At 66.1% G+C, this 19,342-nt stretch carries 14 protein-coding genes and 7 pseudogenes; 17 read left to right on the top strand and 4 right to left on the bottom strand.

Annotated elements, in window-relative coordinates; translation table 11 throughout:
• Window positions 1–11: 11 nt before the first annotated feature.
• Window positions 12–714 (bottom strand): annotated as a pseudogene (locus ACQ858_RS18590) (FadR/GntR family transcriptional regulator).
• Window positions 715–843: 129 nt separating this feature from the next.
• Between ACQ858_RS18590 and ACQ858_RS18585 the strand changes: the two are divergent.
• The 8 genes and pseudogenes from ACQ858_RS18585 (at window position 844) to ACQ858_RS18550 (ending at window position 7,388) form a co-directional block, all read left to right on the top strand.
• Window positions 844–1,579: pseudogene (locus ACQ858_RS18585) on the top strand (SDR family oxidoreductase).
• A 7-nt stretch (window positions 1,580–1,586) separates the two neighbouring features.
• A complete protein-coding gene (locus tag ACQ858_RS18580; RefSeq protein WP_431274065.1) occupies window positions 1,587–2,270 on the top strand; it encodes an amino acid ABC transporter permease in 684 nt (227 codons plus the stop codon).
• Window positions 2,270–2,917 carry an amino acid ABC transporter permease gene (locus ACQ858_RS18575; RefSeq protein WP_431274064.1) on the top strand — a complete coding sequence of 216 codons (648 nt, stop codon included), beginning with the start codon at window positions 2,270–2,272 and terminating at the stop codon, window positions 2,915–2,917. The genes ACQ858_RS18580 and ACQ858_RS18575 overlap by 1 nt, the downstream gene beginning before the upstream one ends.
• Window positions 2,901–3,628 (top strand): annotated as a pseudogene (locus tag ACQ858_RS18570) (amino acid ABC transporter ATP-binding protein). Before ACQ858_RS18575 ends, ACQ858_RS18570 begins: the two are co-directional and overlap by 17 nt.
• 48 nt (window positions 3,629–3,676) lie before the next feature.
• Window positions 3,677–4,495: a transporter substrate-binding domain-containing protein gene (locus tag ACQ858_RS18565; protein ID WP_431274063.1), complete on the top strand. Its 819-nt coding sequence runs from the start codon at window positions 3,677–3,679 to the stop codon at window positions 4,493–4,495.
• A 99-nt stretch (window positions 4,496–4,594) separates the two neighbouring features.
• A pseudogene (locus ACQ858_RS18560) lies at window positions 4,595–5,711 on the top strand (mandelate racemase/muconate lactonizing enzyme family protein).
• 49 nt (window positions 5,712–5,760) lie between these two features.
• On the top strand, window positions 5,761–6,507 hold the full coding sequence (locus tag ACQ858_RS18555) for an SDR family NAD(P)-dependent oxidoreductase (protein ID WP_431274062.1): 747 nt from the start codon (window positions 5,761–5,763) through the stop codon (window positions 6,505–6,507).
• A gap of 32 nt (window positions 6,508–6,539) precedes the next feature.
• Window positions 6,540–7,388: a fumarylacetoacetate hydrolase family protein gene (locus ACQ858_RS18550; protein WP_431274061.1), complete on the top strand. Its 849-nt coding sequence runs from the start codon at window positions 6,540–6,542 to the stop codon at window positions 7,386–7,388.
• On the opposite strand, the gene ACQ858_RS18545 is transcribed toward ACQ858_RS18550, so the two are convergent.
• Both ACQ858_RS18545 and ACQ858_RS18540 read right to left on the bottom strand, forming a co-directional pair.
• Entirely contained in the window at window positions 7,378–8,049 is a 672-nt protein-coding gene (locus tag ACQ858_RS18545; RefSeq protein WP_431274060.1) for an N-acetyltransferase, read from the bottom strand. The two genes, ACQ858_RS18550 and ACQ858_RS18545, sit on opposite strands and share 11 nt — an antisense overlap.
• A 277-nt stretch (window positions 8,050–8,326) precedes the next feature.
• The gene (locus ACQ858_RS18540; protein ID WP_431274059.1) at window positions 8,327–8,812 is read right to left on the bottom strand and encodes a LapA family protein; all 486 of its coding nucleotides are present in this window, start codon (window positions 8,810–8,812) and stop codon (window positions 8,327–8,329) included.
• A gap of 188 nt (window positions 8,813–9,000) precedes the next feature.
• On the opposite strand from ACQ858_RS18540, the pseudogene ACQ858_RS18535 reads away from it, so the two are divergent.
• From ACQ858_RS18535 to ACQ858_RS18495, 9 genes and pseudogenes are all read left to right on the top strand, one after another.
• Window positions 9,001–9,689: pseudogene (locus ACQ858_RS18535) on the top strand (TetR/AcrR family transcriptional regulator).
• Between the two features lie 60 nt (window positions 9,690–9,749).
• The gene (locus ACQ858_RS18530; RefSeq protein WP_431274058.1) at window positions 9,750–11,546 is read left to right on the top strand and encodes an acyl-CoA dehydrogenase C-terminal domain-containing protein; all 1,797 of its coding nucleotides are present in this window, start codon (window positions 9,750–9,752) and stop codon (window positions 11,544–11,546) included.
• Between the two features lie 5 nt (window positions 11,547–11,551).
• The gene (locus ACQ858_RS18525) at window positions 11,552–11,995 is read left to right on the top strand and encodes a DUF2147 domain-containing protein (protein ID WP_431274057.1); all 444 of its coding nucleotides are present in this window, start codon (window positions 11,552–11,554) and stop codon (window positions 11,993–11,995) included.
• A 123-nt stretch (window positions 11,996–12,118) separates the two neighbouring features.
• Window positions 12,119–14,517 (top strand): annotated as a pseudogene (locus ACQ858_RS18520) (3-hydroxyacyl-CoA dehydrogenase NAD-binding domain-containing protein).
• A gap of 18 nt (window positions 14,518–14,535) precedes the next feature.
• Entirely contained in the window at window positions 14,536–15,732 is a 1,197-nt protein-coding gene (locus ACQ858_RS18515) for an acetyl-CoA C-acyltransferase (protein ID WP_431274056.1), read from the top strand.
• 78 nt (window positions 15,733–15,810) lie between these two features.
• Window positions 15,811–16,644, top strand: a complete 834-nt coding sequence (locus ACQ858_RS18510) for an acyl-CoA thioesterase (RefSeq protein ID WP_431274055.1) — start codon at window positions 15,811–15,813, stop codon at window positions 16,642–16,644.
• Window positions 16,645–16,649: 5 nt separating this feature from the next.
• Window positions 16,650–17,395, top strand: a pseudogene (locus ACQ858_RS18505) (SDR family oxidoreductase).
• A gap of 10 nt (window positions 17,396–17,405) precedes the next feature.
• A complete protein-coding gene (locus ACQ858_RS18500) occupies window positions 17,406–17,999 on the top strand; it encodes a 2-hydroxychromene-2-carboxylate isomerase (protein ID WP_431274054.1) in 594 nt (197 codons plus the stop codon).
• Between the two features lie 24 nt (window positions 18,000–18,023).
• On the top strand, window positions 18,024–18,788 hold the full coding sequence (locus ACQ858_RS18495) for an enoyl-CoA hydratase (protein WP_431274053.1): 765 nt from the start codon (window positions 18,024–18,026) through the stop codon (window positions 18,786–18,788).
• A 105-nt stretch (window positions 18,789–18,893) separates the two neighbouring features.
• Here the strand turns inward: ACQ858_RS18495 and ACQ858_RS18490 are convergent, their stop codons facing one another.
• Window positions 18,894–19,313, bottom strand: coding sequence for an acyl-CoA thioesterase (locus ACQ858_RS18490; RefSeq protein WP_431274052.1), 420 nt, complete (start codon window positions 19,311–19,313; stop codon window positions 18,894–18,896).
• Window positions 19,314–19,342 lie beyond the last annotated feature (29 nt).

The raw sequence follows: 19,342 nt of genomic DNA, 5'->3' as shown, positions 1-19,342 counted from the left end.
AACGGGGGTGGTCACTTCGCCTTGCGCCAGCTCGCGCTGAATCGCTGGTGGGACTTGTCCATGTGCTCGTGCATCGCGCGGCGCGCCGCGTCCGGATCGCGCGCCGCGATCGCCGCGAGGATGGCCTCGTGCTCCGCGATCGCGCTCTGCCACGATTTGTCGGTCTCGAAATAGCCGCCCAGCCGCTTGAACAACGGTCCGAGGCGCGAGTCGAGGAAGCCCTCCACGGTTTCGGTCAGCACCGCGTTGCCGCCGGCCTGCACGATGGCGACGTGGAAGGCGCGGTCGGCTTCAAGCGGTATCACGCCGCGCGCGGCCAGTGCCTTCATCTCTTCGAGCGCGCGGCCAATGGCGTCGCGGTCGGCGCGCTTGCCCAGCGCGGCGGCGAGCGCGGCGGTCTCGCCCTCGACCACGCGACGCGCGCGAATCAGTTCGAGCGGGCCCCAGCCCATCGGCTCGACCGGTGGCGCCGTGCGCCTGGAGCGGTCGAGCACATACACGCCCGAGCCGGTGCGCACCTCGACGAGGCCCTCGACCTCGAGCGCGATGAGTGCCTCGCGCACCGAGGGCCGGCTGACCCCGAGCTGCCCGGCCGAGGTCGCGTTCGGCGGGCAGGCGCGCACCCACGGCGAACTCGCCCTTCGCGATCAGGGAGCGCAGCTGATCGGCGATCTGGCGATAGAGGCGTTGGGGTTCGACGGTCTGGATCGGCACGAGGTTCCGGAGTTTAAGGGTTGTCCTTAATTGGACAGGTGGTCAGGCCAATTCAGAATACGTCCACACCGCTTCGCAGCCATCGGGCGAAACCCTGAACGCTGCTGCACTGACTACAAGGAAGACCCCATGAGACTCCAAGGCAAGACGGCGCTCGTCACCGCTGCCGGGCAAGGCATCGGCCACGCCAGCGCACTCGCACTCGCTGCCGAAGGCGCCCAGGTCTGGGCCACCGACGTGAACGAAGAACTGCTCGAACGTTACGCCGGCGTCGCGAACATCCGCACCGCGAAGCTCGACGTGCTCGACAAGGCGGCCATCGATGCGTTCTTCGCCGGTCTGCCCACGCTCGACGTGCTCTTCAATTGCGCCGGCGTGGTCCACAACGGCACCGTGCTGCAGGCCACCGACGCCGACCTCGACTTCGCGTTCCGCCTCAACGTGCGCGCGCAGATGTGGACCATCCAGGCGGCACTGCCCGGCATGGTCGCGGCCGGACGCGGCAGCATCATCAACATGGCCAGCGTCTGCTCCAGCATCAAGGGCCTGCCCAATCGCTTTGTCTATGGCACGACCAAGGCGGCCGTTCTGGGGCTGACCAAGAGCGTGGCGGCCGACCATGTCGCGCTGGGCATCCGCTGCAATGCGGTGTGCCCGGGAACGGTCGACACACCCTCGCTCGGCGAACGCATCAATGCCAACGCCGACCCGGTCGCTGCGCGCCAGGCCTTCATCGCCCGCCAGCCCATGGGCCGCCTCGCGCAGGCCGAGGAGATCGCGCCGCTGGTGGTCTTCCTCGCGAGCGACGAGTCGCAGTTCGTCACCGGCCAGTGCCTACGCGGCCGATGGCGGCATCACGATCTAAAGCGCTGGTGAAATACCACTTCGATTTCGCGTCCGTGCTGGCGCAGTGGTCGCTGCTGCTCGAAGGGGCGTGGGTCACCGTGCAGCTTTCCTTCCTGTCGACGGTGCTCGGCTTCGTGCTGGGCGCGCTGTGCGCGGTCGGGCGCAACAGCCGCCATGAATTGCTACGGCGCGCAGTCGGCGTCTATGTCGAAGCCATCCGCAACACGCCGCTCCTGATCCAGAGCTACTTCCTGATCTTCGGACTGTCCAGCGTCGGCGTGACCCTGCCGATCATGGTCGGCGCGGTGCTGGCCCTGGTCATCAACATCGGCGCCTACACCTGCGAGATCATGCGCGCCGGCATCGAATCGATCCACAAGGGACAGCTCGAAGCCGCCGACTGCCTCGGCATGTCGAAGGTGCAGGTGTTCTGGCATGTGATCCTGCGGCCCGCGGTGGAGCGCGTGTATCCGTCGCTGACGAGCCAGTTCGTGCTGCTGATGCTGGCGTCGAGCATCATGTCCTCGATCGGTGCCGAAGAGCTGCTGGGCATCGCCAACCGGATCCAGTCCGACACCTTCCGCAACTTCGAGATCTTCCTCGTGCTGTGGGTGGTGTACCTGGCGCTCTCCTACCTGATGCGCCTGGGCTTCTGGCTCCTGGGGCAGCTGGTGTTCACACGTCGCCGCAAGCTCGGCACGCCCTTGTAATGACGCACGAGCAAATCTCCTACCTGCTGCTGGGCGCGATCGGCACGCTGGAACTGGCGCTTCTGACCTTCGTCGCCGGCGGGCTGGCGGGGCTCGGCGTCGCGCTGGCGCGCGTGTCGCCGGTCCATGGCGTGCGCGCCGCTGCTGCCACCTATATCCAGATCATCCAGGGCACGCCGCTGTTGGTGCTGATGGGGCTGTGCTTCTACGGGCCGAACATCGTCGGCATCGGTTCGGTGCCCGCGCTGTTCGCCGCGGCGCTCGCGATGACGATCTATTCGAGCGCCTTCCTCGGCGAGATCTGGCGCGGCTGCATCCAGTCGGTGCACCGGAGCCAGTGGGAAGCCGCCGAATGCATCGGCCTCACGCGCTGGCAGCGCATGCAGAAGGTGGTGCTGCCGCAGGCGCTGCGCATCGCGACGCCGCCGACCGTCGGGTTCATGGTGCAGATCATCAAGAACACCTCGATCGCATCGCTGGTCATCGGCTTTGCCGAGCTTTCGTACAACGCCAAGGTACTGAACAACTCGACCTTCCAGCCCTTCATCTATTTCGGCTGTGCCGCCCTCCTGTACTTCGCCATGTGCTATCCGCTGTCTCGCTGGAGCCGCACCCTGGAAAGGAAACTCAATGCAAGCCGTGGTTGAACTCGATCAGGTTCACAAGAAGTTCGGCGCGACGCACGTGCTGCGCGGCGTCTCGTTCTCGGTCGATCGCGGCCAGGTGGTGGCGATCATCGGCAAGAGCGGCTCGGGCAAAAGCACGGCGCTGCGCTGCATCGATCGCCTCGAGACCGTGGACAGCGGCAGCATCAGGGTGTGCGGACACGCGGTCCACGATGCGGCGCTCGATGTGCGCGCGCTGCGGCGCGACGTCGGCATCGTCTTCCAGGGCTACAACCTGTTCCCGCACCTCACGGTGCTGCAGAACATCACGCTCGGGCTGACTTCCGTCAAGCGCATGGCCGATGCCGATGCACGCGTGATCGCGATGGACGTGCTGGCGCGCGTGGGCCTCGGCGAGAAGGCCAGTGCCTACCCGGAGCAGCTCTCCGGCGGCCAGCAGCAGCGCGTGGCAATCGCTCGTTCCCTGGCGATGAAGCCCCAGGTGATGCTGTTCGACGAGGTGACCTCGGCCCTCGATCCGGAGCTCACCGGCGAAGTGCTCAAGGTCATCGAGACGCTGGCCGCCGACGGCATGACCATGGTGCTCGTGACGCACGAGATGGCCTTCGCGCGCGGCGTCGCCGACAAGATCATCTTCATGCACCAGGGCCAGATCTGGGAGGAGGGCGACGCGTCGATGCTGTCCGCCCCCGGACGCCCGAGCTTCGGCAGTTCCTGGGCAGCGGCCTCTGAGGGGGCCTATTCTTCGCCACATTTCCGCAACCACAAGGACCAAGAGACATGAACCACTTCCAGCGCCGCCGCATTCCTCTTCTGCTGTCGGGCCTTCTGCTCGCGGGCGCCGCACTCGGCCTGGCCGGCGTCGCGCATGCCGATCAGCTCGACACCATCATGGCCGCCAAGAAGCTGCGCGTCGCCATCGACCTGGGCGTGCCGCCCTATGGCATGAAGGACGACAAGCTCAACTCGACCGGTTCCGATGTCGAGACCGCGCGGCTGCTCGCCAAGGACCTCGGCCTCGAGCTCGAGATCGTGCCCACGACCGGCGCGAACCGCATTCCCTTCCTGCAGACCGACAAGGCCGACATCGTGATCTCCAGCCTTTCGATCACGCCGGAACGCGAAAAGGTGATCGATTTCTCCGTTCCCTATGCCGGCATCTCGGCCGTGGTCGGTGCGCCCAAGAGCATGGCGATCAAGAGCGCGGCCGATCTGTCGGGCAAGAAGGTGATCTCCACGCGCGGCACCACCAACGACCAGGAAGTGACCAAGATCCTGCCGAAGGACGCCACCATCGTCCGCTTCGACGACGACGCGACTTCGATCACCGCGATCGTGAGCAACCAGGCCGACATCTTCGCGACCGCACCGCCGCTGCTCAAGGTGATCAACGAGAAGAATCCGTCCAAGCAGATGGAGGTCAAGTTCGTCATGAAGGTCAACATGCTCGCCGTGGGCCTGCGCAAGGACGAGGCCAGGCTGAAGGACAAGGTCGATGCCTGGGTGCGCGCCAACCTCAAGAATGGCAAGCTCGATGCGATCTACAAGAAGTTCCACGGTGCGGACCTGCCTGAGGAAGTGACCCGCAACGGCGCCTGATCATGGCCCCCACGCTCATCACTTCGTGTATCGCTGCCCCCCGAGGGGGCCGCAGGCCGCCTTGGGGCGGCCCGGCGACGGCCTGACCCTGTGGCCCCCATGACAAAGATCGATCAGGTCGAGATCGCGCAGATCGACATCGCGCCGAAAGTGCGGCGCACCGACGCTATCCAGTCCTTCGTCACTCAGGAGACCGTGCTCGTCACGGTGCGCTGCGACGACGGCTCGGCAGGCACCGGCTACACCTACACCATCGGCACCGGCGGCTCGTCGATCGTCGCGCTGCTGCATGACCATCTCGCGCCGCTCCTCATCGGCCGCGACCCGCAGACCTGCGAGGCGATCTGGCGCGACCTGTTCTTCCACACCCATGCCACGGCCGTCGGCGCGATCACCAGCCTGGCGCTGGCGGCGATCGACACCGCGCTGTGGGACCGCAACGCCCGCGCCGCGCAGCTCCCGCTGTGGCGCATGGCGGGTGGCGCCAAGCCGCGCGTGCCGGTGTACACGACGGAGGGCGGTTGGCTGCACATGGAGCCGGGCGCGCTCGTCGAGCAGACCCTGGCCGCGAAGGCCGAGGGCTTCCTGGGCGCAAAGATCAAGGTGGGAAAGCCCCATGTTGCGCAGGACATGGCGCGCTTGTCCGCGGTCCGTGATGCGGTCGGGGCCGACTTCGAGCTGATGGTCGACGCCAACCAGAGCTTCTCACTGGCCGAAGCGATCCGCCGTGCGCGCCAGTACGCCGAGCTCGACCTTGCGTGGTTCGAGGAGCCGATGCCGGCGGAGCATGTGGCCGCGCACGCCCGACTGCTGGCGAGCACCAGTGTCCCGATCGCGGTGGGCGAGTCGATGTACCACCTCTCGCAGTTCGGCGAATACGTGCAGCAGGGCGCATGCTCGATCGTGCAGGCCGACGTGGCGCGCGTCGGCGGCATCACGCCCTGGCTCAAGATCGCGCACCTCGCGGAGGCGCACAACCTCGCGATGTGTCCGCACTTCCTGATGGAGCTGCACGTGAGCCTGTGCGCGGCGGTGCCGAACTCGCGCTGGGTCGAATATATTCCGCAGCTCGACGACCTGACGACGAGTCGTCTGCGGGTCGAGTCGGGCCATGCGCTCGCCCCCGAGACGCCGAGGTCTGGGCATCGAGTGGGATGCCGGGCAACTGAAGGCGCGCCGCAAGTTCGATCCGATCGTCGTCCGAGGAAATCCATGAAGACCGCGCCGCGCAACGCCGATCCGAAACGCTGCAACGAGGACGTCCGATGAACCAGCTCGACTTCTCCGGCCGGCACGCTGTGATCACCGGCGGTGCCACCGGGCTCGGCTACGGCATCGCGCAGCGCCTGCTGGCTTCGGGCGGCAGCGTGACCATCTGGGATCGCGACGGCGAAGCGGCAACCAAGGCGGCGTGGTCGCTCGGTGCGAAGGCTTTCGCGCTCACGGTCGACGTGACCCAGCAGCCCTCGGTCGCGAAGGCGGTCGCGGCCACGCTGGCGCAGGCGGGGCGCATCGATGCGCTTGTCAACAGCGCGGGCATCACCGGGCCCAACACCCGGCTCTGGGACTATCCGGTCGATGCATGGCGGCAGGTGATGGACGTGAATCTGAACGGCCCCTTCATCTGCTGCCGCGAAGTCGTCGGCCAGATGCGTTCGCAAGGCTACGGACGCATCGTCAACATCGCGTCGGTCGCGGGCAAGGACGGCAATCCCAACGCCAGCGCCTACAGCGCGAGCAAGGCGGGCCTGATCGCGCTCACCAAGTCGCTCGGCAAGGAACTCGCCGACACCGGCGTGCGCGTCAACTGCGTGACGCCCGCCGCGGTGAAGACCGCCATCTTCGACCAGATGACGCCGGACCACATCGCCTTCATGTTGTCGAAAATCCCGATGGGCCGCTTTGGCAAGATCGAGGAAATCGCGGCGATGGTCGCGTGGCTCTGTACCGAAGAATGCTCGTTCTCGACCGGCGCCGTGTTCGATCTCTCCGGCGGCCGCTCCACTTATTGACACTGTTTCACGCACAACGAAAGGACAGACTGATGAAACTCGTTCGCTATGGCAACCCGGGCAAGGAGAAGCCGGGCCTCATCGATGGCGACGGCAAGCTGCGCGACCTGAGCGCGGTGGTCAAGGACATCGGACCCGAGCAGCTCAGCGACGCCGCGCTCGCCAAGCTGCGCAAGGTGAAGGTCGACAAGCTCCCGCTCGTCAAGGGCAAGCCGCGCTACGGAAGCCCGGTTGCCAACGTCGGGAAGTTCATCGCCATCGGTCTCAACTATGCGGACCACGCGGCGGAATCCGGCATGCCCATTCCAAAGGAGCCGGTGGTGTTCACCAAGGCCATCAGCTGCATCCAGGGGCCGAACGACCCCGTGATGCTGCCCAAGGGCTCGGTCAAGGGCGATTGGGAGGTCGAGCTCGGCGTGGTGATCGGCACCCGCGCGCGCTACGTCTCGCAGAAGGATGCGCTCAACCATGTGGCGGGCTACTGCGTCATCAATGACGTGAGCGAGCGCGAGTGGCAGCTCGAGCGCGGCCTCACCTGGGACAAGGGCAAGGGCTTCGACACCTTCGGCCCCATCGGTCCGTGGCTGGTCACGCGTGACGAGGTGCCCAACCCGCAGAAGCTCGCGATGTGGCTCGATGTCAACGGCCAGCGCATGCAGACCGGCAACACCCGGACCATGATCTTCAACGTGGCAAAGCTGGTGAGCTATGTGAGCCAGCTCAACACGCTGGAGCCCGGCGATGTCATCACCACCGGCACGCCGCCCGGCGTCGGCATGGGCATGAAGCCGCCGGTCTTTCTGAAGAAGGGCGACGTGATGACGCTCGGCATCGAAGGCCTGGGCGAGCAACGGCAGGAAGTGATTCCGTTCAAGCTGTAAGAGGGCGACTCGCCCACGCGCAGGCTGGAGGCAGGTTCATGCCCGTGGCCTTCGCGAAGCGGTCGACCGTCCAGCCGTCGCCGAGCAGGATCATCCGCGTGTGCAGGTCGTCCAGCACTTGCGGCGACACCTCCCGGCCCAGGTAGGTCAGCGTCTTGCTGCGAAGGTCCACGTAGCCCAGTTCGTAGCGTCGGGCCAGCGCATGCCACAGCGCATGCGCGCCGGTGGACTGGCGCGCGCCGGTCATCAGGCACAGGCCCGCGTCCAGCCCCCAGCGGTAGATGGCGGTCGCGAGGCCGCGCCGCTGGTATTGCGGGTCGTACTTGGAGTGCGGCGCACGCACGAAGCGGTCCGCGCGCTTCGACACCTCGATCAGGCGGTTGAAAACGGTGTAGCCGACGAGTTGTTCGCGACGAATGTCTTCCACGTAGACGTAGAACTCGCCATCCGCCTCCCGGTAGCGGAACACCAGGTCGGGATCGTCGGTCGGGATCTCCGGAATGCCGTGCAGCGAATGCCCGGGCTTGCGAATGCGGTCGTAGATCGACGCGATCTCTTCGTCGAAACGCTTCGGGTCATGGCTGACGTCGATGCGCAATTCCATCAGGCGCGAGAGCCAAGGCGGCAGTGCCGGGACGAGGCGGCGGATCGTGAGGGTCACGAGTCTTCTCCAAACGAGCGCGACCCGATCCCTCCGGGACCGGGCCGCTAATGCGCGGCTTGGATGCCCGGCGATCGATGGTTTGCGCTGAAAGGAGGAGGAAGCGGATCGCCGGGCTTAGGAATCTTGGGCCGGCTGGGAGAGCGTCGGCCGAACACCCGCCGCGAAGCGGCGCGCGCGCACGGCGGCACCCGTCGCGGACGACGAGGCGGCTGCGCAAGCGCGAAGGATGTGGGCCGGAAAAGACATCGGGGCGCGAGTGTAGTCGGACCGGCGCTCAAGCGCCCGTCGCGACGCGGCGATCGAGACGGTCTTCGAGCTGGCCGATGTGCGCCGCGATGGTGTTGTCCGATTGCGCGAGTTGTTGCCCGAGCGCGGCTTCGAGCTGTCCGACGCGCGCCAGCAGTGCATCGTGCCGCGCGGTGTTGCGCTGCATGTGGGAGTTTTCCTGCGCTTCGAGGAAGTTGCGCAGTTCGGTGAAGCGCGAGGCTTCGGCCTTGTCGGCCAGGTCGCGCTGGGCCTGCATCTGCTTCGTGTGGCGGCGCGTTTCCAGCAGGATCGAGCTTTGGAGGTAGATCACGTAGGCGAAGAACAGCGCGCCCATGGCCACCGTCAATCCGAGCATGACGAGACCGAGCGGCGCGTCCACATGCATGAAGCCGACCGAGATCGAGGCGGGCGCGATGAGAAGCATCCAGTTCAGTGCGGCCACGGCCGCGATGAGCAAGACGACGACGAACAGGACAGCAGCAATCACTCCCATGACATTCTTTCTTTGAAAAGGGCAAAAGCGTCTTTTGTCAGGGATGCGGCGGGGAAGTTCCCCTCGTTGCCGCGCCGGAGCGGAATTCCTGCACAAAGACCCGATGAATCAGTAGGTCTTTGTGCTTTTGGAAGCGCCAAAGTCCTGCAAAATAGAACGATCGTTCGTTTTATTTTTGACCCCGCTTCATGTCGTCCCCAGCCGCCAACGTCAAGACCGCCCGCGCACCCCAGAAGGGCCAGCAGACCAAGGCCGTCATCATCGATGCCGCGCTGAATCTGGCGGCGCAGATCGGCCTCGAAGGCCTTTCGATCGGCGCCATCGCCGAGGTCACGCAGATGAGCAAATCGGGCGTGTTCGCGCACTTCGGCTCGCGCGAAGAACTGCAGATCTCCGTGGTGCGCGAGTACCACACGCGCTTCGAGCAGGAAGTCTTCTATCCCGCCTTGTCCGCGCCGCGCGGCCTGCCGCGTCTTCGCGCCATGTTCGCGAACTGGATGAAGCGCACCTCGACCGAGATCGATTCCGGCTGCATCTACATCAGCGGCGCGGTCGAATTCGACGACCGGCCCGGCCCGGTGCGCGATGCGCTCGCCGATTCGGTCAACACCGGCTCGCCGCGATGCTCCGCGCAGTGGAGCAGGCGCAGGCCGAAGGCCATCTGCGCTCCGACGCGGACGCCCGGCAGATCTCGTTCGAGATCCACGCGCTGATCCTCGCGCTGCACTACGAAGCCCGCTTCCTCCGCTCGCCCGAATCGCTGGCACGCGCCAATGCGGGCTTCGACAACATCCTTGCGCGCTCGGCATCGCCGGACGCGCCTTCCGCGATCCCCGAAGCGGCATCGTCCAAACGCCGCCTCAAGACCGTCCGCTGAACGCGGCGACCTCGACCTCTTTTCTTCCTTCCTCACCTTTCACTTTCCGGAGATCTCCACATGCCCGCCTACACCCCGCCTCTTCGCGACATGCAGTTCGTGATGCACGAGGTCCTGAATGTCACCGAGGAGCTCAAGGCCATCCCGCGGCATGCGGAAGTCGACGTCGACACCATCAACGCGGTGCTCGAAGAGGGCGGCAAGTTCGCGTCCGAAGTGACCTTTCCGCTCAATATCAGCGGCGACGAGGAAGGCTGCGTGCTCGACAAGACCACGCATGAAGTGAAGACGCCGAAGGGCTTCAAGGAAGCCTATGCGCAGTACGTCGAAGGCGGCTGGGCGGCGCTGTCGTGCGATCCGGCTTTCGGCGGCCAGGGCCTGCCGTTCGTGGTCAACCAGCAGTTCTACGAGATGCTCAACTCGGCCAACCAGGCGTGGACGATGTACCCCGGCCTGTCGCACGGCGCTTACGAAGCCCTCGCCGCGCACGGCACCGACGCGCAGAAGAAGACCTACCTGCCCAAGCTCACCAGCGGCGAGTGGACCGGCACCATGTGCCTGACCGAACCCCACTGCGGCACCGACCTCGGCATGCTGCGCACCAAGGCCGAGCCGCAGGCCGACGGCACCTACAAGCTCACCGGCAACAAGATCTTCATCTCGGCCGGCGAGCACGACATGGTCGAGAACATCATCCACCTGGTGCTCGCGCGCCTGCCGGATGCGCCCAAGGGCAGCAAGGGCATCAGCCTGTTCGTGGTGCCGAAGTTCAACGTCAAGGCCGACGGTTCGCTCGGTAGCCGCAACGGCATCTACTGCGGCGGCCTCGAGCACAAGATGGGCATCCACGGCAACGCCACCGCGCAGATGGTGCTCGAAGGCGCGGTCGGCACGCTGGTCGGCGAACCCAACAAGGGTCTGGCCGCGATGTTCGTGATGATGAACGCCGCGCGCCTCGGCGTCGGCAACCAGTCGCTGGGCCTGACCGAAGTGGCCTTCCAGAACGCGCTGGCCTACGCCAAGGACCGCATCCAGATGCGCTCGCTGTCGGGTGTGAAGGCCAAGGACAAGGAAGCCGATCCGATCATCGTGCACCCCGACGTGCGCAAGATGCTCATGACCGCCAAGGCCTACGCGGAAGGCGGCCGTGCGCTCGCCACGCTCTGCGCGCTCTTGCTCGACAAGGAGCACGGCCACCCCGACGAGAAGGTGCGCAAGGACAGTGGCGAGCTCGTCGCGCTGCTCACGCCGATCGTGAAGGCCTTCATCACCGACAACGGCCACATCTCGACCAACGCCTGCATGCAGGTCTTCGGCGGCCACGGCTTCATCAAGGAATGGGGCATGGAGCAGTTCGTGCGCGACAACCGCATCAACATGATCTACGAAGGCACCAACACCATCCAGTCGCTTGACCTGCTGGGCCGCAAGGTGCTGGGCAACAACGGCGCGACGCTCAAGAAGTTCGGCAAGCTCGTCGGCAAGCTGGTGGAAGAAGAAGGCGTGAACGAGAAGATGAGCGAGTTCATCACCCCGATCGCGATCCTCGGCGACCAGCTCACCAAGTTCACGACCGAGATCGGCTTCAAGGGCTTCCAGAACCCCGATGAAGTCGGTGCCGCCGCCGTCGACTACCTGCGCGTCGCGGGCCACTTCGTGTTCGGCTATCTCTTCGCGCTGATGGCGCGCACCGCGCTGCGCGAGATCGCGGCCGGCAACACCGATCCGTTCTACCAGGCCAAGCTGCAGACCGCGCGCTTCTACTTCGCGAAGCTCTTCCCCGAGACCGCGACGCTGATGCGCACCGCGCGCGCCGGCGCCGCGCCCCTGATGAACACGGACGCCGCACTGGCGTGAAGGCCATGAAGTCACGATTCGCAGTCCTGGCGGCCGTCGTGTTGGCGTCCGCTGCCATGCCGGTGCTGGCGCAGATGAACCCGCTGGGCGTCTGGCGCACTTTCGACGAGAAGACCGGCGAGGCCAAGGCCGAGATCCGCATCGACGATTCGGGCGGCGCGCTGGTCGGCCGCATCGAGAAGGTGCTGGAAAAGGGCGTGCACCACCACGAAGTGTGCGACGAATGCCGCGATGACCGCAGGGGCAAGCCGATCGTCGGCCTGGAGATCATCCGGGGCGGCCGGCAGGCCGATGGCCGGGAGGTTTGGGAGGGCGGACGCATCCTCGACCCCGAAAACGGCAAGGAATACCGCTCGAGCCTCACGCCGATCGAGGGCGGCCAGAAGCTCCAGGTTCGCGGCTACCTCGGCCCCTTCTGGCGCACCCAGACCTGGAACCGTGTACCTTGACCCACCCCCGTTGCTTGCTCACTTCGTGTAGCCGCCTCCCCCTCAAGGGGGCAACACCGGTGGCCCGGCAAAGCCGGTTCCACGGTGTTTCCCGAATCAATCAGAACTCTAGTAGGACCCGTTATGTCCAGATTCCAAGTGAAAAAGGTCGCCGTGCTCGGCGCCGGCGTGATGGGCGCGCAGATCGCGGCGCATCTCGTCAACGTGCGCGTGCCGGTCGTGCTGTTCGACCTGCCAGCGAAGGAAGGTCCGAAGAACGGCATCGTGATCCGCGCCATCGACAACCTGAAGAAGCTCAAGCCCGCACCGCTCGGCGACGTCGCCGATGCCGTGCTGATCGAGCAGGCCAACTACGAAGACGATCTCGCGAAGCTCGGCGAATGCGACCTCGTGATCGAAGCGATCGCCGAGCGCATGGACTGGAAGCTCGACCTCTACAAGAAGATCGCGCCGCACGTCGCGAAGCACGCGATCCTGGCCTCGAACACCTCGGGCCTGTCGATCACCAAGCTCAGCGAGGCGCTGCCGGAGGCGCTCAAGCCGCGCTTCTGCGGCATCCACTTCTTCAACCCGCCGCGCTACATGTTCCTGGTCGAGCTGATCAATACGCCGACCACCGAGCCGCAGGTGCTCGACGAGCTCGAAGCCTTCGTGACCAGCACGCTCGGCAAGGGCGTGGTGCGTGCGCACGACACGCCCAACTTCATCGCCAACCGCGTCGGCATCGCCGGCATGCTGGCAACGCTGAAGGAAGTCGAGAAGTTCGGCCTCACACCCGACGTGGTGGACGACCTCACCGGCAAGAAGCTCGGCCGCGCGAGCTCGGGCACCTTCCGCACCGCGGACGTGGTCGGCCTCGACACGATGGCGCACGTGATCAAGACGCTGCAGGACAACCTCGACGAGAAGAGCGATCCGTTCTATCCCAACTTCGCGACGCCGCCGGTGCTCGCCAAGCTGCTCGAACTCGGCAACCTCGGCCAGAAGACCAAGGCGGGCTTCTTCAAGAAGGCTGGGAGGGACATCCTGCGCTTCGATCTCGCGAAGGGCGAGTACGTGCCTTCGGGCGAGAAGGCCGACGAGGTCTACGGCCGAATGCTCAAGAAGCCGGCCGGCGAACGCCTGAAGCTGCTGCGCGAGAGCGAAGGGGCGCAAGGGCAGTTCCTGTGGGCGATCCTGCGCGACAGCTTCCACTACGCGGCCGTGCACCGGCCACCATCGCCGAAAGCGCGCGTGACATCGACTTCGCCATGCGCTGGGGCTTCGGCATGAAGCAGGGCCCGTTCGAGCTCTGGCAGGAAGCCGGCTGGAAGCAGGTCGCGGCCTGGATCCAGGAAGACATCGCGAGCGGCAAGGCCCTCTCGGGCGCGCCGCTGCCGAAGTGGGTCTTCGAAGGTCCGGTGGCCGAAGCCGGTGGCGTGCATACCCCGCAGGGCTCGTGGAGCGCATCGGCCAACGCCTTCGTGCCGCAGCGCCGGTTGCCGGTGCATGAGCGCCAGCTCTTCCCCGAAAGCGTGCTCGGTGCGAACGCGCCCGACGCGAACAAGGCCGGCACCACGATCCAGGACGAAGGCGACGTGCGCATCTGGACGCTGGACGGCGAGGTGCTAATCGCCAGCATCCACTCGAAGATGCATGCCATCAGCCCCGACGTGGCCGAAGGCCTCTCGGCAGCGGTCGATCTTGCAGAGAAGGACTACAAGGGCCTCGTGATCTGGTCGCCCGACGAGATGTTCTCCGTCGGCGCCGACCTGCAGGCGATGCTGCCGGCCTTCGTGGTTGCCGGCATCGGCGCGGTCGAAGGGGCGGAAGAGGAGCTGCAGAAGGTCATGCTCAAGATCCGCTATGCCAACGTGCCGGTGATTTCGGCCGTGCGCGGCATGGCGCTGGGCGGTGGCTGCGAGCTCGCGATCCATTCCGCCAAGCGCGTTGCGGCGATGGAAAGCTACATCGGCCTCGTCGAAGTCGGCGTGGGCCTGGTCCCCGGCGCGGGCGGCCTGACCTACATCGCCCGCCGCGCGGCCGAGAATGCGGCGGCTTCGACGGGCACCGACATCCTTCCGTTCCTGACCGAAGGCTTCACCGCCGCTGCGATGGCGAAGGTCGGCACGGGTGCGCTCGATTCGAAGAAGCTCGGCTATCTGCTCGACAGCGACGTGATCGTGCCGAACAAGGACGAGCTGCTCTACGTCGCGCTGCAGCAGGCCAAGGCGATGGCCGATGCCGGCTGGCGGCCGCCGCTGCGCCGCCAGTTCAAGGTCGCGGGCCGCAGTGGTGCCGCGACGATCAAGGGCCAGCTCGTGAACATGCGCGACGGCGGCTTCATCAGCCAGCACGACTTCCACATCGCGAGCCTGATCGCTCACGTGGTGACCGGCGGTGACGTCGATGCAGGTTCGCTGGTGACCGAGGAGTACCTGATGACCCTCGAGCGCAAGGCCTTCTGCTCGCTGATCGTGCATCCCAAGACCCAGGAACGCATCATGGGCATGCTCTCTACGGGCAAGCCCGTTCGCAACTGACACGCGGCAGGAACACTCATGAAACAGATTCAAGACGCCTACATCGTTTCCGCGACCCGCACGCCGATCGGCAAGTCGCATCGCGGCTACTTCCGCAACTACCGTCCGGACGACCTGCTCGCGACCACGCTGAAGTCGGCGCTCGCGGCGGTGCCCAACCTCGACCCGAAGGTCATCGAGGACATCATCTGCGGCTGCGCGATCCCCGAAGCGCAGCAGGGCCTGAACGTCGCGCGCATCGGCGCGGTGCTCGCGGGCCTGCCGACCAGCGTCGGCGGCATCACGGTCAACCGCTTCTGCGCCTCCGGCCTCTCGGCGGTGCAGATGGCGGCAGATCGCATCCGCGTCGGCGAAGCCGAAGTGATGATCGCGGCCGGCGTGGAAAGCATGAGCATGGTGCCGATGATGGGCAACTCGCCCTCGTTGTCGCCTTCGATCTTCGAGCGCGATGGTGATGTGGGCATCGCCTACGGCATGGGCCTCACCGCCGAGAAGGTTGCGCAGCAGTGGAAGGTCAGCCGCGACGCGCAGGATGCCTTCGCGCTGCAATCGCACCAGCGCGCGCTCGCTGCGCAGCAGGCCGGCGAATTCGCGGCCGAGATGACCCCGGTCGAAGTGACCGACCGCACCCCCGATCTCGCGACCGGTGAAGTGATCACCAAGAAGCGCACCGTCAACCTGGACGAAGGCGCGCGCCCCGACACCACGATCGAAGGCCTCGCCAAGCTGCGCACCGTGTTTGCTGCGCGCGGCACCGTCACGGCCGGGAACAGCTCGCAGACCTCGGATGGCGCGGGCGCGCTGATCCTCGCGAGCGAGAAGGCCTGCAAGCAGTTCGACCTGAAGCCGCTCGCGCGCTTCGTGAGCTTCGCGAGCAAGGGTGTGCCGCCGCATCTCATGGGCATCGGGCCGATCGAGGCGATCCCCGCCGCGCTGCGCTACGCCGGCCTCACGCAGGACCAGATCGACTGGATCGAGCTCAACGAAGCCTTCGCGGCACAGTCGCTCGCGGTGATGAACACGCTGGGCCTCGATCCGGCCAAGGTCAACCCGATGGGTGGTGCGATCGCGCTGGGTCATCCGCTGGGTGCGACGGGCGCAATCCGCTCGGCCACCGTGGTGCATGCCCTGCAGCGCAAGAAGCTCAAGTACGGCATGGTCACGATGTGCGTGGGCATGGGGCAGGGCGCCGCAGGGATTTTTGAACGCGTCTGATCTTTCAGGGTTTGTGAGGAGGCGCAGCGTCACCTGGACGACTGCGCCGCTCTTTGTCACGGAGGCACACTGGGCGCCATGAAGACAACGCATCCCCTCGACAAGACCCTCGCGCTGGCGCACAGCGACATCCGGGCGGGGCATTTCGCCGGCACCATGGGCCAGGACTACTGGAACATGGTCGGCCCCTTCGGCGGCACGACGGCGGCGATCATGCTGCAGTCGGTGCTGAAGCATCCCGACCTGCTCGGCGATCCCGTGGCGCTGACCGTGAACTACGCCGCCGCCGTGGGCGTCGGCGAGTTCGAGGTCCAGGCGGTGCCGGTGCGCACCAATCGCTCGACGCAGCACTGGACCATCACGATGTCTCAGGCCGATGGCGAAGGGCACCTGCAGGTGACGACCACCGGCACGGTGGTCACCGCCGTGCGCCGCGAAACCTGGAGTGCGAACGATCTGCCGATGCCCAACGTTCCGTCGCCCGAAGCGGTGCCGCGCCTTTCGATCGGACCGAGCGGCGTGGCGTGGCTGCAGCGCTACGAGATGCGACCGATCAGTGGCACGATCCCTTCGCGCTGGGACGGCACGGGCGATCACAGCGAAACCATGATGTGGCTGCGAGACGATCCGGTGCGCCCGCTGGACTTCGCTTCCCTCGCGGCGCTGAGCGACACCTTCTATCCGCGCGTGTGGCTGAGGCGTGCCACGCCGGTGCCGATCGGGACGGTATCGATCACGACCTATTTCCACACCGACGCATCGCTTCTCGCCCAGGTGGGCACCGGCTACCTGCTCGGCCGTGCGACGGGGCAGCAGTTCCGCAACGGCTATTTCGACCAGGCCGCGCAGCTGTGGAGCGAAACTGGCGCGCTGCTCGCCACGAGCAACCAGATCGTCTACTTCAAGGAGTGAGCTTCATGGCATCCACCAAGGCCGCACTGATCGTCGGCGCCGGCGACGCGACCGGCGGCGCGATCGCCCGGCGGTTCGCGCGCGAGGGCTATGCCACCTGCGTCACGCGCCGCAGCCTCGAGAAGCTCCAGCCGCTGGTGGCGCAGATCGAAGCGGAGGGGGCAGGGCACATGCCTTCGCCAGCGATGCACGCAAGGAAGAGGAGGTCGTCGCGCTCGTCGAGCGTATCGAGTCCACCGTCGGCCCCATCGAGGTGCTGGTGTTCAACATCGGCGCCAACGTGCCGGAGAGCATCCTTACCGAAACCGCGCGCAAGTACTTCAAGGTGTGGGAGATGGCCTGCTTCTCCGGCTTCCTGAATGGCCGCGAGGTTGCCAAGCGCATGGTCGCCCGGGAGCTGCCGGAGGGCGCGCAGCGCGGCACCATCATCTTCACCGGCGCGACCGCGTCGCTGCGCGGCGGCGCAAACTTCGGCGCGTTCTCCGGCGCGAAGATGGCCTTGCGCGCGCTGGCGCAGAGCATGGCGCGCGAACTCGGCCCGCGCGGCATCCACGTCGCGCACTCGATCATCGACGGCGCGATCGACACCGAGTTCATCCGCACCAACTTCCCCGAGCGCTATGCATTGAAAGCGCAGGATGGCATCCTCAACCCTGAGCACATCGCCGATGCCTACTGGATGCTGCATTCGCAGCCGCGCGATGCCTGGACCCACGAGCTCGACCTGCGCCCGTGGACGGAAAAGTTCTGAGGAGACACGAATGACGAAATCGGTCGAGTTCTACTTCGACTTCGGCAGTCCTGCTTCGTATCTGGCGGCCACGCAACTGCCGCGCCTTTGTGCCGAAGCCGGTGCCGAACTGGTGTGGAAGCCGATGCTTCTCGGGGGCGTGTTCCAGGCCACCGGCAACCACTCGCCGGCGACGATCCGGGCCAAGGGGCCGTACATGATGCAGGACCTGGCGCGCTTCGCGCGGCGCTACGGTGTGCCGTTCAGCTTCAATCCGCATTTCCCGGTCAACACGCTGCTGCTGATGCGCGGCGCGACCGGCATGCAGATGCACGAGCCCGAGCGCTTCGCCGCCTACGTCGATGCGATGTACCGTGCCATGTGGGCCCTGCCGCGCAACCTGAACGATCCCGCGACGGTCGAGGCAGTGCTGCAGGAAGCCGGCTTCGATGCCGCGAAAATGCTCGGCCTGGCCAATGCCCAGGACGTGAAGGACCGCCTCAAGGCGGTCACGCAGGAAGCGGTGGAGCGCGGCGTGTTCGGTGCCCCCACCATGTTCGTCGGCCAGCAGATGTTCTGGGGCCAGGACCGGCTCGATTTCGTGCGCGAGGCGCTCGACGCCTGATCGCGCTTTTTTCAAGGACTCACCATGAGCGACATCCTCGTCCACACCGAAGCCGGTGTGATGACCATCACCTTCAACCGTCTCGACAAGAAGAATTCGATCACCAGCGCGATGTACGCCGAGCTCGCCGACGCGCTCGCGAAGGCCGAGCAGGACAGCGCGGTGCGCACCGTGCTGATCCAGGGCGACGCGACCATCTTCAGCGCCGGCAACGACATCGGCGACTTCCTCAACGCGCCGCCCTCCACCGAGGCATCGCCGGTGTTCCGCTTCTTGCGCGGTATTGCGGCCTTTCCGAAGCCAGTCGTCGCCGCGGTCTGCGGCCCCGCGGTGGGCATCGGCACCACGCTGCTGTTCCATTGCGATCTTGTCTATGCGGGCGACAACGCGGCGTTCTCGATGCCCTTCGTGAACCTCGGCCTGTGCCCCGAGGCGGCTTCGAGCCTCTTGGTGCCGCAGATGTTCGGCTATCACCGTGCCGCCGAGGCGCTGCTGCTGGGTGACCCTTTCATGGCCGAAGCGGCGCTGGAAATCGGCTTCGTCAACCGCGTGGTGCCGCCGACCGAGTGCAATGCGATCGCCCAGGCGCAGGCGCGCAAGCTGGCGGCCAAGCCGCTGAGCGCGTTGGTGGAGACCAAGCGCCTGATGAAGAAGACCCAGCAATCCGCCGTGCTGGAACGCATGGGCGAGGAAGGCCAGAGCTTCGGCCGCATGCTGCGCGAACCGGCCGCCCGCGAGGCCTTCACCGCCTTCATGGAAAAGCGCAAGCCGGACTTTTCGAAGGTTTGATCCGGCGCCCATTCAAGTGCTGCCGCGGAACCGGCTTTGCCGGGCCGCTGGCAGCGCCCCTGCAAGGGGAGGGCGAAGCGACACGCAGTGCGCGCAGCCTGGGGGTTAGCCTGATATCGGTCTGGGGCGCCCGTTGTCGTCGATGGCGACGTAGGTGAAGGTGGCTTCGGTCACCTTGATGTACTCGCCCTGCGCCCGGAAGCGCTCGGCGAAGACCTCGACCGTGACCGTGATCGAGGTGCGCCCGATCTTCACGAGCTTCGAGTAGAACGACAGGATGTCGCCCAGCCGTACCGGTTGCTTGAAGACGAACTCATTGACCGCGACCGTCGCCATGCGCCCCTTGGCGTAGCGTGCAGGGATGACGGAACCGGCCAGGTCGCACTGCGCCATGACCCAACCGCCGAAGATGTCGCCGTTGGCGTTGCAGTCCGCCGGCATCGGGATGACCTTGAGCACCAGTTCCATGTCGGCCGGCAGGCTCTTGAGGATGGCGGCCACGTTGGCACTGGGAGAAGCGGACATGGGCACAATCGGGTGAAACAAACATCCAC

It is taken from the genome of Variovorax ureilyticus (assembly GCF_050632185.1).
Taxonomy (GTDB): domain Bacteria; phylum Pseudomonadota; class Gammaproteobacteria; order Burkholderiales; family Burkholderiaceae_C; genus Variovorax; species Variovorax ureilyticus_A.
This window is presented reverse-complemented; position numbering and strand designations above follow the sequence as displayed.

Bases quoted from the DNA above. Each gene is read 5' to 3' on its own strand.
- ACQ858_RS18550 (WP_431274061.1), top strand. From the start codon at position 6,540: ATGAAACTCGTTCGCTATGGCAACCCGGGCAAGGAGAAGCCGGGCCTC.
- ACQ858_RS18565 (WP_431274063.1), top strand. From the start codon at position 3,677: ATGAACCACTTCCAGCGCCGCCGCATTCCTCTTCTGCTGTCGGGCCTT.
- ACQ858_RS18515 (WP_431274056.1), top strand. From the start codon at position 14,536: ATGAAACAGATTCAAGACGCCTACATCGTTTCCGCGACCCGCACGCCG.
- ACQ858_RS18575 (WP_431274064.1), top strand. From the start codon at position 2,270: ATGACGCACGAGCAAATCTCCTACCTGCTGCTGGGCGCGATCGGCACG.
- ACQ858_RS18530 (WP_431274058.1), top strand. From the start codon at position 9,750: ATGCCCGCCTACACCCCGCCTCTTCGCGACATGCAGTTCGTGATGCAC.
- ACQ858_RS18500 (WP_431274054.1), top strand. From the start codon at position 17,406: ATGACGAAATCGGTCGAGTTCTACTTCGACTTCGGCAGTCCTGCTTCG.
- ACQ858_RS18510 (WP_431274055.1), top strand. From the start codon at position 15,811: ATGAAGACAACGCATCCCCTCGACAAGACCCTCGCGCTGGCGCACAGC.
- ACQ858_RS18555 (WP_431274062.1), top strand. From the start codon at position 5,761: ATGAACCAGCTCGACTTCTCCGGCCGGCACGCTGTGATCACCGGCGGT.
- ACQ858_RS18490 (WP_431274052.1), bottom strand. From the start codon at position 19,313: ATGTCCGCTTCTCCCAGTGCCAACGTGGCCGCCATCCTCAAGAGCCTG.
- ACQ858_RS18540 (WP_431274059.1), bottom strand. From the start codon at position 8,812: ATGGGAGTGATTGCTGCTGTCCTGTTCGTCGTCGTCTTGCTCATCGCG.
- ACQ858_RS18495 (WP_431274053.1), top strand. From the start codon at position 18,024: ATGAGCGACATCCTCGTCCACACCGAAGCCGGTGTGATGACCATCACC.
- ACQ858_RS18525 (WP_431274057.1), top strand. From the start codon at position 11,552: ATGAAGTCACGATTCGCAGTCCTGGCGGCCGTCGTGTTGGCGTCCGCT.